This window comes from Bacillus sp. SD088 (assembly GCF_017355205.1).
Classification (GTDB): Bacteria; Bacillota; Bacilli; order Bacillales; family Bacillaceae_C; genus Lederbergia.
The window spans coordinates 1-15,584 of the sequence record NZ_JADIJK010000025.1 but is presented as its reverse complement, the minus strand read 5'-3'; the positions used below and the strand labels follow the sequence as shown (position 1 = coordinate 15,584).

The 15,584-nt window shown below is 38.0% G+C and carries 13 protein-coding genes and 1 other annotated feature (1 of these 14 running past the window's edge); of the genes, 9 read left to right on the top strand and 4 right to left on the bottom strand.

The window, feature by feature from the left end; all coding sequences use genetic code 11:
* Nucleotides 1-76 (top strand) — a binding site (T-box leader) (it extends 133 nt beyond the left edge of the window).
* 49 nt (nt 77-125) lie between these two features.
* The 7 genes from argS to IPU53_RS19050 all read left to right on the top strand — a co-directional run bounded on the left by argS (nt 126) and on the right by IPU53_RS19050 (nt 8,342).
* Entirely contained in the window at nt 126-1,820 is a 1,695-nt protein-coding gene (gene argS, locus IPU53_RS19080; RefSeq protein WP_207452643.1) for an arginine--tRNA ligase, read from the top strand.
* A 237-nt stretch (nt 1,821-2,057) separates the two neighbouring features.
* On the top strand, nt 2,058-2,960 hold the full coding sequence (murB, locus tag IPU53_RS19075; protein WP_396019964.1) for a UDP-N-acetylmuramate dehydrogenase: 903 nt from the start codon (nt 2,058-2,060) through the stop codon (nt 2,958-2,960).
* A gap of 412 nt (nt 2,961-3,372) precedes the next feature.
* Nucleotides 3,373-4,275 carry a hypothetical protein gene (locus tag IPU53_RS19070; protein ID WP_207452589.1) on the top strand — a complete coding sequence of 301 codons (903 nt, stop codon included), beginning with the start codon at nt 3,373-3,375 and terminating at the stop codon, nt 4,273-4,275.
* 29 nt (nt 4,276-4,304) lie between these two features.
* Nucleotides 4,305-4,946, top strand: coding sequence for a DUF4129 domain-containing protein (locus tag IPU53_RS19065; protein WP_207452588.1), 642 nt, complete (start codon nt 4,305-4,307; stop codon nt 4,944-4,946).
* A 21-nt stretch (nt 4,947-4,967) separates the two neighbouring features.
* Entirely contained in the window at nt 4,968-6,107 is a 1,140-nt protein-coding gene (locus tag IPU53_RS19060; RefSeq protein ID WP_207452587.1) for a DUF4350 domain-containing protein, read from the top strand.
* Nucleotides 6,104-7,033 carry an AAA family ATPase gene (locus tag IPU53_RS19055; protein WP_207452586.1) on the top strand — a complete coding sequence of 310 codons (930 nt, stop codon included), beginning with the start codon at nt 6,104-6,106 and terminating at the stop codon, nt 7,031-7,033. The genes IPU53_RS19060 and IPU53_RS19055 overlap by 4 nt, the downstream gene beginning before the upstream one ends.
* Nucleotides 6,984-8,342, top strand: a complete 1,359-nt coding sequence (locus tag IPU53_RS19050; RefSeq protein ID WP_207452585.1) for a DUF58 domain-containing protein — start codon at nt 6,984-6,986, stop codon at nt 8,340-8,342. Before IPU53_RS19055 ends, IPU53_RS19050 begins: the two co-directional genes overlap by 50 nt.
* Here IPU53_RS19050 and IPU53_RS19045 read toward each other — a convergent pair.
* Complete coding sequence (locus IPU53_RS19045; protein ID WP_207452584.1) at nt 8,320-9,300, bottom strand: stage II sporulation protein M; 981 nt, start codon at nt 9,298-9,300, stop codon at nt 8,320-8,322. The two genes, IPU53_RS19050 and IPU53_RS19045, sit on opposite strands and share 23 nt — an antisense overlap.
* A 108-nt stretch (nt 9,301-9,408) precedes the next feature.
* On the opposite strand from IPU53_RS19045, the gene IPU53_RS19040 reads away from it, so the two are divergent.
* Nucleotides 9,409-10,209 carry an RDD family protein gene (locus tag IPU53_RS19040; protein WP_207452583.1) on the top strand — a complete coding sequence of 267 codons (801 nt, stop codon included), beginning with the start codon at nt 9,409-9,411 and terminating at the stop codon, nt 10,207-10,209.
* A gap of 121 nt (nt 10,210-10,330) precedes the next feature.
* Here IPU53_RS19040 and IPU53_RS19035 read toward each other — a convergent pair whose 3' ends face one another.
* The 3 genes from IPU53_RS19035 to IPU53_RS19025 all read right to left on the bottom strand — a co-directional run bounded on the left by IPU53_RS19035 (nt 10,331) and on the right by IPU53_RS19025 (nt 13,577).
* On the bottom strand, nt 10,331-11,161 hold the full coding sequence (locus IPU53_RS19035) for a metal ABC transporter permease (RefSeq protein WP_207452582.1): 831 nt from the start codon (nt 11,159-11,161) through the stop codon (nt 10,331-10,333).
* Nucleotides 11,098-11,814, bottom strand: coding sequence for a metal ABC transporter ATP-binding protein (locus IPU53_RS19030; protein WP_207452581.1), 717 nt, complete (start codon nt 11,812-11,814; stop codon nt 11,098-11,100). Before IPU53_RS19030 ends, IPU53_RS19035 begins: the two co-directional genes overlap by 64 nt.
* 140 nt (nt 11,815-11,954) lie before the next feature.
* Nucleotides 11,955-13,577 carry a metal ABC transporter solute-binding protein, Zn/Mn family gene (locus IPU53_RS19025; protein WP_207452580.1) on the bottom strand — a complete coding sequence of 541 codons (1,623 nt, stop codon included), beginning with the start codon at nt 13,575-13,577 and terminating at the stop codon, nt 11,955-11,957.
* 504 nt (nt 13,578-14,081) lie between these two features.
* Between IPU53_RS19025 and IPU53_RS19020 the strand changes: the two genes are divergently transcribed.
* The coding region (locus tag IPU53_RS19020) for an extracellular solute-binding protein (RefSeq protein ID WP_207452579.1) at nt 14,082-15,584 on the top strand (1,503 nt) is incomplete at its 3' end.

The window sequence follows — 15,584 nt, the reverse complement described above, 5'->3', positions numbered from 1 at the left end:
AGAATTTCCGTTATAACATAAAAGCAGGTTCAATATGAACAATCAGAGTGGTACCGCGATTCAACTCGTCTCTTAATTTTAGAGACGAGTTTTTTTATTTTAAAAATGGGGAGTGTGAAGTGGCAATGGTATATTTTACAAAAGAATATGCGAAGAAAATTACAGAGCAACTGGATGATACTTTATCTTATGAAGAAATCGAAGAATTAATCGAAATTCCCAAATATGAAAAACAAGGTGATCTAGCTTTTCCGTGTTTTGTTCTTGCCAAAAAGTGGCGAAAATCTCCGCAAGAAATAGCTAGAGAATTATCTGAGAAGTTAGCAGATCCTTTATTTAGCAAAATTGAGGCGAAAGGTCCTTATGTGAATGCTTTCCTCCATAAGGAGACGGTTGTTAAGCATATTTTAAAACAAATTATTCAAGAAGGAAGAAATTATGGCACATGGAACTTCGGAAAAGGAAAAAACGTAGTAGTGGATTTTTCCTCTCCCAATATTGCTAAGCCTTTTTCAATGGGGCATTTAAGATCAACCGTCATTGGAAATTCATTAGCTTACATTGCCGAAAAGTGTGGGTATAAAGCGATCCGTCTTAATCATCTCGGTGATTGGGGAACGCAATTTGGAAAGTTAATTGTCGCTTATAAGCTATGGGGAATTGAGCAGCAGGTGAAACAACAGCCGATCATGGAATTATTATCCTTATATGTTAAGTTTCATGAAGAAGCGGAGAAGGACCCACAACTCGAAAAGGCGGCTAGAATGTGGTTTAAGAAACTAGAAGATGGTGATAAGGAAGCCTCTCAACTATGGTCATGGTTTCGGGAGGAATCGCTTCATGCATTTACTAAGATTTATGATTTGTTACATGTTCGTTTCGATTCTTATCAAGGAGAAGCCTTTTATAATGATAAAATGGAAGAAACGGTAAACAAGCTAGCTTCGCTTCAGCTACTCGAACTCTCGGATGGCGCCCAGATTGTCGATCTAAAAGAATTCAATTTACCCCCGTGCTTAATTCAGAAATCGGATGGTGCCACTTTATATGCGACAAGGGATTTAACTGCTGCTATTTATCGTCACGATCATTACCACTTTGACAAAGCCTACTATGTAGTGGGGCAGGAACAAAGTCTGCATTTTCAACAAGTAATCCGTGTCTTAGAAAAAATGAATCACCCGTGGGCTAAAAATATTGCTCATGTCCCATTTGGTTTTATTTTAAAGGATGGGAAAAAAATGTCCACTAGAAAAGGCAAAGTGGTGTTATTAGAAAAAGTAATGGAAGAAGCCATTCAACTTGCCCAGAAAAATATTGAAGAAAAAAATCCAAATTTACCATTGAAAGAAGAAGTAGCGAAAATGGTCGGAGTAGGAGCGATTATTTTTCATGATTTAAAACACGAAAAACAAAATAATATTGAGTTTTCTCTTGAGGAAATGTTAAAGTTCGAAGGGAATACAGGTCCTTATGTGCAATATACTCACGCAAGAGCCTGTTCACTCTTGAGAAAAGCGGATCGCTTAGATTACACTAAGGATATAACAGGAAAACTAGAAGAAGAAAGCTGGATGATTGTCAAACAGCTTATGTTATTTCCTGCGATCGTCGAAAAAAGTTATATGCGTAATGAACCATTCGAAATCTCAAAGTATTTAATCCAACTATCTCAAGATTTTAATAAATATTACGCCCATATTAAGATTTTGCATGATGATCACTATCTTGCAACCCGCTTGGCCCTTGTTAAGTCCATGATAATTGTGTTAGAAGAAGGTCTTAGATTATTGGGAATACAGGCCCCAAAACAAATGTGAACTTAGGTGAAATCCCTATTTAGAACGGATTTAAGCGTGCTGAATATGTTGATAATGGATAGCCCAAGAAGGTGCGGGGATGAAAGCCCCCTTCAGATTGGGATAAGGTTTTACTTTATACTGCAATCAATTCGACATTTTAGTATAATGAATTTTGAACCGTTGCGAGCGGGTCACTTTTTTTGATGTGAATTTTCGCAAATAATTTATAAGAGGCAGAATAAAATGGAAGAAATTTTGAATATGATGAAGGATTTACAAAAAAAATTACCATTGGTTGAGTTTTTATGCTCGGAACCATTATCAAGCCACACCTTTATCAAAACGGGTGGGAATAGTGATATTTTTGCTATACCTTGTACAATTGAGGAATTACAAGCGATTGTCCAATATGCAGATCAACACGGAACCCCTTTGACGATTTTGGGTAGAGGAACAAATGTAATTATAAGAGATACAGGAATTCGTGGAATAGTGATAAGTTTGGAGAAGTTTAACAAGATTAGTATAAGTGATGAAGAAATTTATTGTGGCAGCGGTGCTAGTATTATTGATGTGTCAAGAGCCGCTCTTGATTCGCAATTATCTGGCCTCGAGTTTGCTTGTGGCATTCCAGGAACAGTTGGTGGAGCTCTGATTATGAATGCGGGCGCGTATGGTGGAGAAATTTCGGAAGTGCTCATCCAATCTACAGTGGTGACACCTTCAGGGGAAATCTTAACGCTCGGACAAGATCAGTTCGATTTTGCCTATCGAAATAGTGTATTTGCCAAGAACAAATATATCATTGTAGACGCTACATTCAAGTTAAAAATGGGAAATCCAACAGCCATTAAAGCGAAAATGGATGAGAATACATTTTTACGTGAATCAAAACAACCGCTAGAATATCCTTCTTGTGGAAGTGTTTTTAAACGTCCGCCTAATCACTATGCAGGAAAACTAATTCAAGACAGCGGCTTACAAGGAACTAGAATTGGCGGAGCTGAGGTATCAACGAAACATGCGGGCTTCATTGTCAATGTCGATCATGCAACATCGACTGATTATATTAAGCTCATTCAATATGTGCAAAAAACAGTGAAAGATAAATTTGGCGTAGACTTAGAAACTGAGGTTAAAATCATAGGTGATGAGTAAGCTTATCTATTAAAAAATCAGACAGGGGAAAACAAAAACCTGTCTGATTTTTTGTTATTTAGGCAATTATAAAATTGTCGCTTGTGGATAACTGTTTACGTTGCGGTTTGACATCCAGCTCCAGCGCCCAGCGACTAGCAAACTTTCAGCTTCTTCCTACGATAAGTCAACATCGGCTCATTCTTCGCCGTGTTTCCTGTATCTCGTCAGAACCCTAAAAAGTTTGTACGTCCCTAAACGGGCGCTTGCGCTTTTGTTCTATATATTCGAGACTATAAAACGACCGGACTTTTTGAACATTCTCAAAACAGGAATTTTACCCTAAAAATAAAAAACCTTTCCCTTCTTAAGTTCGATTAATGTTAAAATAATGCTTATGATTACTTTATAGAGTGTAATAAGGGGGATATCGTTGGATACTAAATTTAATAGTCCTAAGGGATTTGGAAAAATTTTAGATCATTCATTCAGTTTAGGAAAAAAGCACTTTGCACAATTTTTCACCGTTTTCTTACTCTTTATGGGGCCTATTTTTTTATTGCAAGCCTTGATTAAACTTGTGACAGGTGCAGGATTTTTTAAAGGGACTGGAGAAGGGGAGTTCTGGTTTGAGCAAACCATTATGAGTTTTGAAGAGACACCTGCTAATATAATGGCAGATCTTGGCATTAGTCTAGTAAGTTTTATTAGTATTTTTTTATACCCAGTGACATTAGGAACAATTATGTTAATGATTAATCATATCCGCAAAAATGAAACATTCACATTGGGGCAAGTGTTGAAGAAGGTTTTTCCTCGCTACGGCTATTTATTGGCAAGTAGTTTTTTGTTTGGACTGATTTCTTTTGGCTTAATTTTTGTTCCGATCATCTTCATTAGTACTGTCGCAATCCTTAGTGGATTCATTCATCCTGCTATTGGTGTGATCCTTGCCCTTCTAATGATACTCGGAATGATTATTGGAGTAGGCTATCTACTGACGAGATGGAGTTTTTATTTTGGTCCCGTTATTCTTGGGGAAGAACCACTCGGATTCTCTAAATCTTGGAAAATGACAAAAAGCCGCGTATGGACACTATTTGGGCTCTATATTGTTTTTTTCCTGATTATTTCCAGTATTACTTATTCGGTTGAATTTTCATTTGCGATCATTTTAGGGAATAGTGTATTGGTTACCCTCATTACTGGGGTTGTCAATTTATTTACCAGTATGATTTTTGCAGTTGGCTATTCTGTTATGTATTATGATTTAAAATTACGATTTGAAGCTGAAGATTTAAAAAGTTTAATTAGTGAATATAATGTTCGTCCATAACGGACCTGAATAGGTTAGGTGATGGAAATATGTTAGATCCAGAGAAAGCGAGACAAGATCTAGAAGAAGTGCTGAATGGCAAAGAGTATCAGGTGTACAACCAAGATACGCAAAATATATTGCAAATTTGGTGGTCTAAAGCCAAGCAATGGTTAATCGATCAACTCGAAAAGTTGTTTCCTTCAATCGAAACGATAGATACATCAGCAAACATTTTACTTATTACCCTTATTGTGATTGTTGTTCTGCTATTAGCAATCACCATCACATTATTCATCCGTCTTCGTGTACGAAAAAGAAGGTTTCGCCATCAAAAACCATTACAAAATTTATCTGAGATGGAATGGTCTTATCAGCGTCATCTAGCTGAAACAAAAAAACTAGAAGAAGTTGGGGATTATAGGAAGGCTACACGCCATTTATTTTTAGCTTTACTCTTATATTTCAATCAATGTCGTTGGCTTGAAGCGAAAATCTGGAAAACCAATTGGGAATATTATGCAGAATTAAAAAGAACCCATCCAGCATGGGCGCAAAAATTTTACAGTTTAGCTCATTTTTTCGATAAAGTGACCTATGGTGAACATCAAATTGAAGAAATAGAATACGAGCATTATAAGAAAGATATTCTAGCTGGTCTAGAAGAAAAACAGCACGCTTCAGAAGATTGAAAGAAAGGGGGGAAATAGGAATTGCAGCCACAATCCAGTCAAAAACGAATATGGATATGGATGACCGCTCTGCTCATTATTTTCGTCGTCTTAAGCTATCTCTTTTATACACCTAACCAAAAAGAATATCCTGACTTCGTTTCCCAGTCACCCTCTCCAACTGGAGTGAAGGCATTTTATACATACTTAGATCAAGAGTTTGATTCAGTCGAAAGATTTCACTATTCTTCAGAACAATTACCAATGGCGGATCAAAATCAGTTGCTTATCATCATTGAACCTTTTATCATGCCGGACAGTCCGGAGATGGAAGAATACCAAGCTTATATGGAGGCTGGAAATTCCATTCTGTTGATGTCGGAAACGCCTGATGATTTTTTTGAACTGATGACCGAGCCAACAAACGGGAACAAAATAGATGAAATTGACATTGTCACGGATCAAAATGGCAGCGAACATCAAGCAGTCATAACCAATCCTTTACGACTTGTAACAGAAGCGGCTGATCAGATTCTTCTTCATGACAAAGAAGGAGCGATAGGCTTAAAGCGCTCCTATGGCCACGGGCAATTGTATGTCGTGAATTCACCGAAATGGCTAGCTAATGAAGAAATATTAACTGCGGACCATATTCCGATCATGATTTCATTGTTGAATGATATTGCGCCAGACGAAGTATTATTTGATGAATACTTACATGGAAGCCAGTCTCCACTTACTACTGCGCATGCTTACCCTCAATGGTTTATTTTAATCATGATTCAAGGAACATTTCTAGCGATATTATGGTTATGGTATACAGGAAAAAGATTTGGTCCTACCTTCATTCTGAGAGAAGAATCTGTTCGCTTTAGTGATGAAAGGCTACGAGCATTATCCTCTTGGTATTTAAAAGGGAAACTATATCAAGATAGTTTGCTTACACAGACAGAGTATGTCCGAACATTGATGCAAGAACGTTGGGGAATATCTACTGCAAAAGATTGGGCAGATATTTCTGATGATCTTGCATATAGGGATATAAACATACCTGGTACAGATCTTACAACATTTATAAGCAAACTAACATATGTCTTAGCCAAAAAGGATATAAGTAACCAAGAATATCTATATTGGTCAAAAAACATTGATCGCTTAAGGAAAGAGGTGGAGGAAGGATGAAACCAGAATTAACATCCTTATTAGAAAAATACGAAGAAAAAATAATGGGACAAACAACCAATTTACGACTACTCTTATCTGCTATTCTTACAGATGGCCATGTCTTGTTAGAAGGTGTTCCAGGGACAGGAAAAACGAAAACCGTTCGGACGTTAGCAGAATTGTTAAATGGTCGTTTTAATCGAATTCAATTTACACCAGACCTTTTGCCGAGTGATATAACGGGAAGTAGTATTTACAATTTGCAAGAAGGAAAATTTGAAACGATACGTGGTCCGATTTTCACCAATATCCTTTTGGCAGATGAGATTAATCGAACACCAGCGAAAACACAAGCTGCTTTATTAGAGGCGATGGAGGAAAAGCAAGTAACGATTCAAGGGGAAACCTATGCATTACCAGATGTCTTTTTTGTGGTGGCGACACAGAATCCAATTGAATTCGAAGGAACTTATCCTTTACCAGAAGCCCAACAAGATCGCTTTTTATTTAAACTTTACATTGACTTTCCTTCTTTTGATGAAGAAAAAGCAGTTCTTCAACAAATGCTTGAACAATCGCCGTTAAAAACAGCAGTGGATGCTGTAATGCAATTAGATTCCTTTTTGGAAATTAGACAGGAAATTGAACAGATTATATTAGGGGATAGTGTACTCGATTATATTATGAAAATTGTACGTAAGACCCGGGAGGTTGAATCGATTCGTTTTGGGGCTAGTACACGAGCAGCCATCTCTATCGGGAAAGCAAGTAAGGCATGGGCTTATTTGGAGGGAAGAGATTATGTTACTCCCGATGATGTAAAAATGGTAGCAAAACCAGCTTTACGGCATCGAGTACAGTTATCTCCACAGATAGAATTGGAGGGAGCGTCCATTGATCAAGTCATCCAAGAGCTGGTGGGGTCGGTTCCTGTTCCAAGATAAGGGTATTTTACCATCGAAACGATTACTTATTGTGTATGGGATATTAAGTGGAGTGTTATTGCTGTTTAGTTTTTGGGGGATTTCTTGGCGTTTTGTCATCGGACTCAATGCTTTAGTGCTGTTACTAAGCTTTATAGACCTCTTTTTTATCCCTAAACGGAAACAAATTCACTTCAACCGTATCGTCACAGAAGAATTAGAACGAGGACTACCGTACGAGATGATCATCGAAATAAATAATCGTACTCAGTATGCTTTTACATATGCCTTTGTTGATAGCTTACCATTATCGTTTCAACGTCCCTTCCCCGTGAGAGGGAAGGGTGAGAAAGGAAGCGTTCATCAGGTTACATATGAAACAACGGCGCATGTCAGAGGAAATTACGAACTGAAATATTTATATTTTCGCTACCGGAGTACATGGGGATTATGGGAAAAGCAAATGCTTGTCGATTTAGAAAAGCATATAAAAGTCATCCCAGATTTAACGGAGACAAGAGCCTTTTTAGAAGATGCACAGAAGTTTTTATTATACGATGGAGAAAAAATTAGAAGATTCCAGAGTGGGATGGGGGACTTCGCCCAAATTAGGAATTATGTTGTAGGAGATGACCCACGAAAAATTAATTGGCGTCAAACAGCGAAACTTCATGAGTTGATGACAAATGAATATGAACCAGAACATGGGAAATATATTACAATTTTGATTGATTGTGGGCGGATCATGGGAGCGGAGCTTGAAAAGGGAAATAAGCTTGAAAAAACTATGGAAGCAGCTTTAACTGTAGCCGCGGCTGCTTTAAAAAAGGGGGATTATGTTTCTGTCCTAGCTTTTTCAAAGGATGTAAAAAAATATATTCCAGCTGCAAAAGGAATGGAGCATCTCCAAACCATTCTCCATGCTATTTACAATTTGCATGTCGATGCTGTTGAATCTAACTATGGAACAGTGTTCTCTTTTCTAGATACAATGCAAAAAAAACGTAGTCTTATTCTGCTATTTAGTGATATTCGCACGTTTTTACATGAAGAATCAGCTTTGAACTATTTAAAACGCCTGCGTAGACGCCATTTATTTTTTATGATTGGAATTGAAGATCAACAATTGGTAGAAAAGGCGACAATGCAACCAACATATGCAGATATTGCAATGGAAAAAAGCATTGCCCAACAAGAAATTCTTTTTATTCAAAAGGAGAAAAATAAATGGGAAAGTCAAGGCCTCCAAATGATGGAGGCCAAGGGGGAATATTTAGCAACAACCGCTGTTTCCCATTATATTGATATTATGAATCGACACCTCTTATAGCTTGGTGACGATTTAATAATTGTTTTCCGATTAAAACATATAGAATTAATCCAATAATCGTGAGAAAAGCAACAAAATATTTTACTTCTAAGGAAAACGCGGCCGGGGTGATAAAACCTTCTATTACTCCGGCGATAATAAATAACGGGATCGTCCCAATAATCAGTTGTACAGAGCGGATCGATTGTGTCTTTAGTTGAAATCCTCTTGAATATTGACCAGGTACAAATAGCTTATAACCCATTAATAGACCGGCTCCGCCGGCAATGAATATAGCGGTTAATTCGATCATACCATGTGGAACAATATAAGCCCAAAAATCGAAGGATTTTCCATGTGCCCAAAAGAGTCCGGCAAGTGCGCCAACAATAATACCGTTATAGACCATTACATATACTGTCAGTAAACCAAACGTTATGCCACCTGCAAAAGCTAGAAAAGCAACTTGAATATTATTCGTCATAATCGAGGCTGACATAGTCGGTGAATCAACCGTTCCATCACTACTTCCTAGTTGGTTAGGATCAACCGATTGAACAATATCATTCGGTAAAATTGTGTAAATATGAAGTGGGTCAGCGATCACAGAGAAAAAGCTTCCTGCCATGCCTAAAACAAATAATCTCATAGCTACTACTATCGCTTTCCATTGTTCTAGTAATAGACCAATAAAGGTGGTAGTAAAAAAGTGACGGAACTGTCCCACACTCGTCGTTTGGTCTTTATATAACACATTATGAGCTCTTGCGACTAACTCATTAAGATAGCCTGTTAATTTTTCGTTAGGGAAATTTGTTTGGCTATAAGAGAGATTCTGTGAAGCTTTTTGGTATAGCTGGTAAAATTGCTTCATAGATTTTGCGGTCACATTTTTTTTGCTTTTTCCAATTATAGTTGTTAAATGTTCAAGTTCTTTCCAGTTTTCACGATACCTTTGCGTAAACTGTTTAATATTCATTATGACACCTGCCTATTATCTCAATCAATTGGATCAATGCTTCTTATTATAATAATCTTTGATCTAAATAGAAACACTTTCACAAAAAAAGTCTTTGGAGGGATCTCGTTGGACCAAGAAAAAGTCGGCGTGAAAACGCCTGAATATATATCCCTGCAATTTCAACTAGCAGGATTAGGATCAAGAACTGTTGCTTTCATTATAGATAACGTTATTTTAATGTTTGTGATGATGATTATAACGCTTATAAGCGTTCTTTTATTGTTCGCCTTTCCTGATATAGCTTTTATGGGAACGGCTCAATCTTATCTTGTTGCTTTTATATTAATCGGTGTGTTTCTCCTCAATTACGGCTATTTTATGATTCTTGAATTCTTTTGGGGAGGGAAAACAATCGGAAAAAAGATCATGGGGATTAGAGTCATACAGGAGAATGGCCAAAGCATCACTTTTTTATCTAGCTTCATTCGTAATCTATTGTTACTGATTGATTCATTACCTTATTATTTAGTAGGACTTTTAATGGTTTTCTTTCATCCAAAAAAGAAACGGTTAGGGGATTTACTAGCAGGAACAATTGTGGTTTATGATGAAAGTAGTCAGTCCAAACAGAAGCAATCAGCGATTGAAAGGGAAATTCAGGAGAGAGGTCTAACCAAAGAAAGTGTGACCATAGATACTTGGAATTTAAAATCAATCGAAATGAAGGATTGGAATTTAGTTCGTACATATGCAAACCGCCTTAAACAATTAGACGTCAAAGATCGGTTACAATTGACTGAACAAGTTGCTGGAATCATCTTTCCTAAATTAGGATTAGAATGGCAAAATAAAGATAAACAAGAATTAGAAAATATGCTATTGATTATTTATTTACATTTAAAAGACGAATGGGAATATGAGGTATAATTGGAACAACAATCTGATTTAAAAATATCCTTCTCGCAAATAAGCTAGAAGGATATTTTTTTGTGCGGCTGACAAAAGTAGAGGGGAAGGAGCTTATAGCCATGCAGGCAAAGCTTCTAGTCTATTCGCTGGTTGCTTCTTTTTGTTTTCCTTTATTTATTTTCTTAAAGACGATTGTGAGGATGAATATAGTGACAAGGATTAATGTTATCGTTGCCCCAGGCGGTGTCCCGTACTCATAAGAAGTGACCAGTCCACTAAACATACCGATTAAAGCAAGGGGGATACCGATCAAGATGGTGCCATTAAAGCTTTTGCTTATTTGCATCGAGATGGCTGCAGGTAAAATTATAATCGCCGAAACGAGCAGTGCACCTACAATTGGCATAATAATAGCGATGGTAACACCAGTTAAAACATTAAATAGGATAGACATGGTCCTGGTTGGTAAGCCTGCCGTAAAAGCCGTATCCTCATCAAATGTTAAAACATACATTGCTCTGCGGAAGATGGCATACAAACCGATAATGAGGATAGTCAGCAGGAGCAGCATCCAAACTTGCTCGGTACTAATTGTTACAATCGACCCAAATAAGAATTGGTTAATATTCAAAGTGGTACTTCCTTGGTTTAAACTCATCAAAAACAAGGCTAAGGCCATTCCCGTTGACATGAGGATTGCAATCGATACCTCGGAATAGCTGCGGTAGAGCATGCGCAAGTATTCCAGCAAAACAGCAATGACAACTACCATTAAGATATTGGTCCATGTCGGATTAATACTGATTAATAGCCCTAATGCCACACCAGCTAAGGAAACGTGTGATAAGGTATCTGCCATGAGTGATTGCCTTCGTAATATTAAAAACAACCCTAATAAAGGTGCGATTAAAGAGATGAAAAATGAGGCTTGGAAAGCTCTTTGCATGAATCCATGGAAAAACATCTCCAAGGCAATCCCTCCTTTCGTACGAGTTCGATATGTTTATTGCAATAATGCCGCAGTTCTTCGTGATCGTGTGTGACCATTAGGATTCCCTTGCTGTGCTGTTCGCTGTTATGCCGCAACAACTTATAAAATTCTTCCCGTGAATGGATATCCATTCCGGTAGTAGGTTCGTCCAAGACAAATAAATCTGGATCGGTGGCAAATACACGAGCAATCGATATCCGTTGTTTCTGCCCGCCTGATAATTCTCCAATTTTCCTATGACGCATATTCCACATGCCTACCGATTCAAGGGAGCGTCTGACGTGTTCGTTGTCGGCTTTATCTAATTTTCTAAACCATTTATTTTTTTGATAACGACCAGACTTGACGAGTTCTAATACGGTGCTGGGAAAGCCAACATTGAAGGAAGCAACTTGCTGAGGCACATAGCCAACAGTTAATTTGTTTCCAAAGCAATTTTTGTCCGGTAATGTGACTTGGCCTGTTGTCGGTTTAAGCAAGCCTAAGATGTTGCGGAGTAGGGTAGTTTTGGCTGCCCCATTTTCACCTGTCAGCATCACAAAATCACCGGGGTTTACTTCAAAAGATATATTTGTTAATACAGGTTCCTTTTCATAATGAAAAGCAAGGTCATCTACTTTAATGTAGTACATGTTCTATCTACCTTTCCTAATACTTTCCTACAATACAAGGAAAAAGCAACAAGTCCCTATAAATTGAGATTTCCATCAACTGGGGTGAGAAGACCCACTGATTGAAGTTTCACTTTATAGAGCTTGTTCCTTTTTGTTTACTAGTGAATACTGATTTGTAATGTCTCTAAGTTATGACGCATTGCTTCTATATATCCCAAATCTTCTTCTTTTAACTCATCAGAAAGTACCTCTAAATCATATAGTGCAGCTGTATCGGTTCCAGTTTCTTCCGCGACAGTTTGAGCAATGGAGGAGTTTGCTCCTTGCTGATAATAGATAACTGGTACATCATGTTCTTGTACTAATTTTGTAATCTCGGCAATACGAGAGGGGCTTGGTTCGACTTCAGTAGACAGTCCACCGACGGCTACTTGTTCTAGATCATAGCGGTCTGCGAGATAGCCAAATGCTTCGTGCTGTACGAAAAAGGATCGGTTTTCTGCTCCTTCAAAGGCGGTCTGATAGTCTTCATCTAAAGCCTGTAGTTCTTCTATAAAATTCTCGGCATTTTCTTCATAAATCTCTTTTCCATCAGGATCTGCCTCAATTAAGGCGTCACGAATGATAAGGACTTGATCTTGTGCCAAAACCGGATCAAGCCAAATATGAGGATCATGATGTCCGTGATCGTTAATGACTACCGAAACGGGGTCAGATTCTGCATAGGCGTTATGGTCTTCATCATAAAGCACGGCTCGTACTTCGAAGCTTTCCCCGGTTGTTTGATATTCAAGATGATCGGTCATCTGATCTGGTACAGCTTCCCATTCCTGATCCGCGTCTTCTCTCATAAACCAGTGCCAGTGATCATAATCGGTTTCTTCTTCCAACTCAGCAGCTAGTGACACGATATCACCCGTATGATAATGATCCGCGAGTCCAACAATCTCTACTGTTTCTGTTGCTTCAGAACCTTCTGATTCAGCATGGTCTCCATGGTCATGTTCTTCAGTTGCATGATCACTTTCTTCACCATGGCCATGATCATCATGATTATCAATTGTAAGTTCGATAGGTTCAGATTCTGCATAGGTGTTATGGTCCTCATCGTAAAGTACGGCGCGCACTTCGAAGCTCTCTTCTGGCACCTCAAGGGTTAATGTTTCCGTACCTTGTCCCGAAATCACTTCCCATTCCTCATCAGCGTTAGCTCTTTGATACCAATGCCAGTGATCATAATCGACATCTTCCGATAAATTAGCTGTCAATTCAATCTCGCCACCAGTATGATAGTGATCTGCTTTTCCTTCAATTGATATACTTGCTGCAGTATCATGATCTGCTTCCCCGTGATCATGGTCATCATGTTCGTGTTCATGATCATGTTCATGTTCATGTTCCTCATGCTCAAGTCCATCTGCGGTCCGAGCGACAACAAGCTCCTCATTTTCAACGGTATCTAATAAGCTTTCTACCCAAAACTCCATTTGTTCACTACTGTATACAAACACATCTGCTTCATTGACAGCCGCAACATCTTTTGCACTAGGCTCATATTGGTGCGGATCTTGACCATTTGAAAGCATAAGTTGTACATCTGCCCGATCTCCAGCTACCTGCTGTGTGAATTCATACATAGGTAGAAAGGAAGTAATAACAGAAATTTCACTCTCCTCATTACTAGCGGTATCTTTCCCAGCGGTATCTTTTGATTGGCATCCAACGAGGGTTACCACCGAAATAAGAGAGAGCAATAAAGTATAAAGCCACTTTCGATTCATAAATAGATTCTCCTTTGTTAAAAAATTAATAATAAAAGTAAGGCTTATCTGATTAAGGTTAGATCAGAAGAAGCTGTTTGTTCACCTGTATTTTGACAGATTGCTAAATTAATACTTTAGCAAAATATGTACAAAAGTGAATCTCTCTAATATATCCATCCCTTTCTTATTTAACCTAAATCGAAATCATTACGATTTACAGATTACACTCACTTTTAGCGGTTGTCAAGCAAATTTTTAATTGATTAGGCTAGAAAATACGTAATAACTGATAGGAAAAAAGCAATAAAAACTCAATGTGCAGCTTTTTAATAAGGATGGATTGCCTTCTGGGTCGCTCTTTGTTCAAAATGGGGTTCTTAAACAAGCCTTGCTGAATATATTTCTATAAGAAATACAATGGAGAGGCTATAAAATCTACTACTATGATAAGCAATAAAATACGACCTCTGATTTTAACTATATTCATAGTCTTTTCGCTTTTTTATATAAGGGGGGCTTCTAGTGCAAAAAAAGTTATCATTGTTTTTTATCATTATTCTCGGTCTTATCATAGTGGCGGGTTGTTCGAAAAATTCTTCTGGCGGGAAAGAACCAAGTGGAAAAGAAGTCGATGATGGTAGCAAAAAAATGACCATTTCCATGATTGTACCAGTACAGCAAGGGGGAGGATGGGAAGACAAAGACCATCCTACGATCAAGTATATTGAAGATAAATTTAATATTGACTTAGATATCCGTTGGGTACCAGGAGGCAATGATTATAAAAATACATTAAATAGCTTGGCTGCCTCAAAGGATCTACCTGACATTTACATGGTCAATGAACCGGTTCAATTTAGGAAGTGGCAAAAGCAAGGAGCTTTTGTTGATCTCAAGCCCTATTTAAAAGAATTTCCAAAATTAGCAAGTGAGTTCCCACAAGAAGCAGTTGAAGTATTTAATGAACCAGGAAAAATATATGGTTTTCCCAAATATACGATGAAATATAGTAACAGTCTGTGGGTTAGAAAAGATTGGTTGGACAAGTTGGGGTTATCGATTCCAAGTCCAGAGGAATTTACGATTGAGAAGTTTTACGAAATATCAAAAGCTTTTGTCGAACAAGATCCAAATGAAACGGGAAAAGACGATACAGTCGGTTTTACGAATGAATTTGGAACCTCCACTGGTTTAGGGAAAAATAGAAATGCATTTCTTCAAGCTGCATACGGTCTTGCTTATGAATGGAAGGAACAGGATGGCAGACTCATAAAACTAGAGGAACAAAACGAAGAATGGAAAGGATTATTAACATTTTTAAGCAAAGCTTATGAAGAGGGAGTATTTGATCATAATTTCGCCACAAATATTGGAAGTGACATCGAGGCATTAGTGGAGGGTAATAAGCTTGGCTGGGAGATCGCTAGTCCAGGTGAGATTCAAAAACGGGAAGAAGCATTAAAAAAGATTGATCCAAATGCGGAGTTTGTTATGATTCCATATCCACCAACAGGGCCTAATGGGGAATCTGGCCTAATCGTGCCTGTCCAAGGGAGAGGTAAGCTTGTTCTAAACGCTCAAATGGATGAAGAGAAAATTTATCGAATTTTAGAATGGCTCGATTGGTGGATTACGGATGAAGGGACTGTGGTTATGAAAGATGGACCAGAAGGGGAGATTTGGGAGAAAAATGCAGAAGATGAAATTGTATTAACAGAAAAAGGAGAAACCTATGAGGAACAAATCAGTTTATTAAATAACTGGTTATTCCGGGCAAACGATGATGAATTTAATGTTCACGGCTGGACTCCAGAAGAAGAAAAATATGATGCTGAATTTCAGAAAGCGGTTGATCAATATCCATCAGTCTGGACGGATGCAGGGGATCCTTATACGATTGATTCGCCAACCTTCCAAGAGCGTTCAAAAGATCTGGCAGCTGATTTTAATGAAGCGATCGCCAATATTATTGCAGGGAGAAAGCCGGTTGACTATATAGATGAGGCCATTGCCCGTTGGAAAGCA

Bases quoted from the DNA above. Each gene is read 5' to 3' on its own strand.
- IPU53_RS19065 (WP_207452588.1), top strand. From the start codon at position 4,305: ATGTTAGATCCAGAGAAAGCGAGACAAGATCTAGAAGAAGTGCTGAAT.
- IPU53_RS19030 (WP_207452581.1), bottom strand. From the start codon at position 11,814: ATGTACTACATTAAAGTAGATGACCTTGCTTTTCATTATGAAAAGGAA.
- IPU53_RS19055 (WP_207452586.1), top strand. From the start codon at position 6,104: ATGAAACCAGAATTAACATCCTTATTAGAAAAATACGAAGAAAAAATA.
- argS (WP_207452643.1), top strand. From the start codon at position 126: ATGGTATATTTTACAAAAGAATATGCGAAGAAAATTACAGAGCAACTG.
- IPU53_RS19025 (WP_207452580.1), bottom strand. From the start codon at position 13,577: ATGAATCGAAAGTGGCTTTATACTTTATTGCTCTCTCTTATTTCGGTG.
- IPU53_RS19045 (WP_207452584.1), bottom strand. From the start codon at position 9,300: ATGAATATTAAACAGTTTACGCAAAGGTATCGTGAAAACTGGAAAGAA.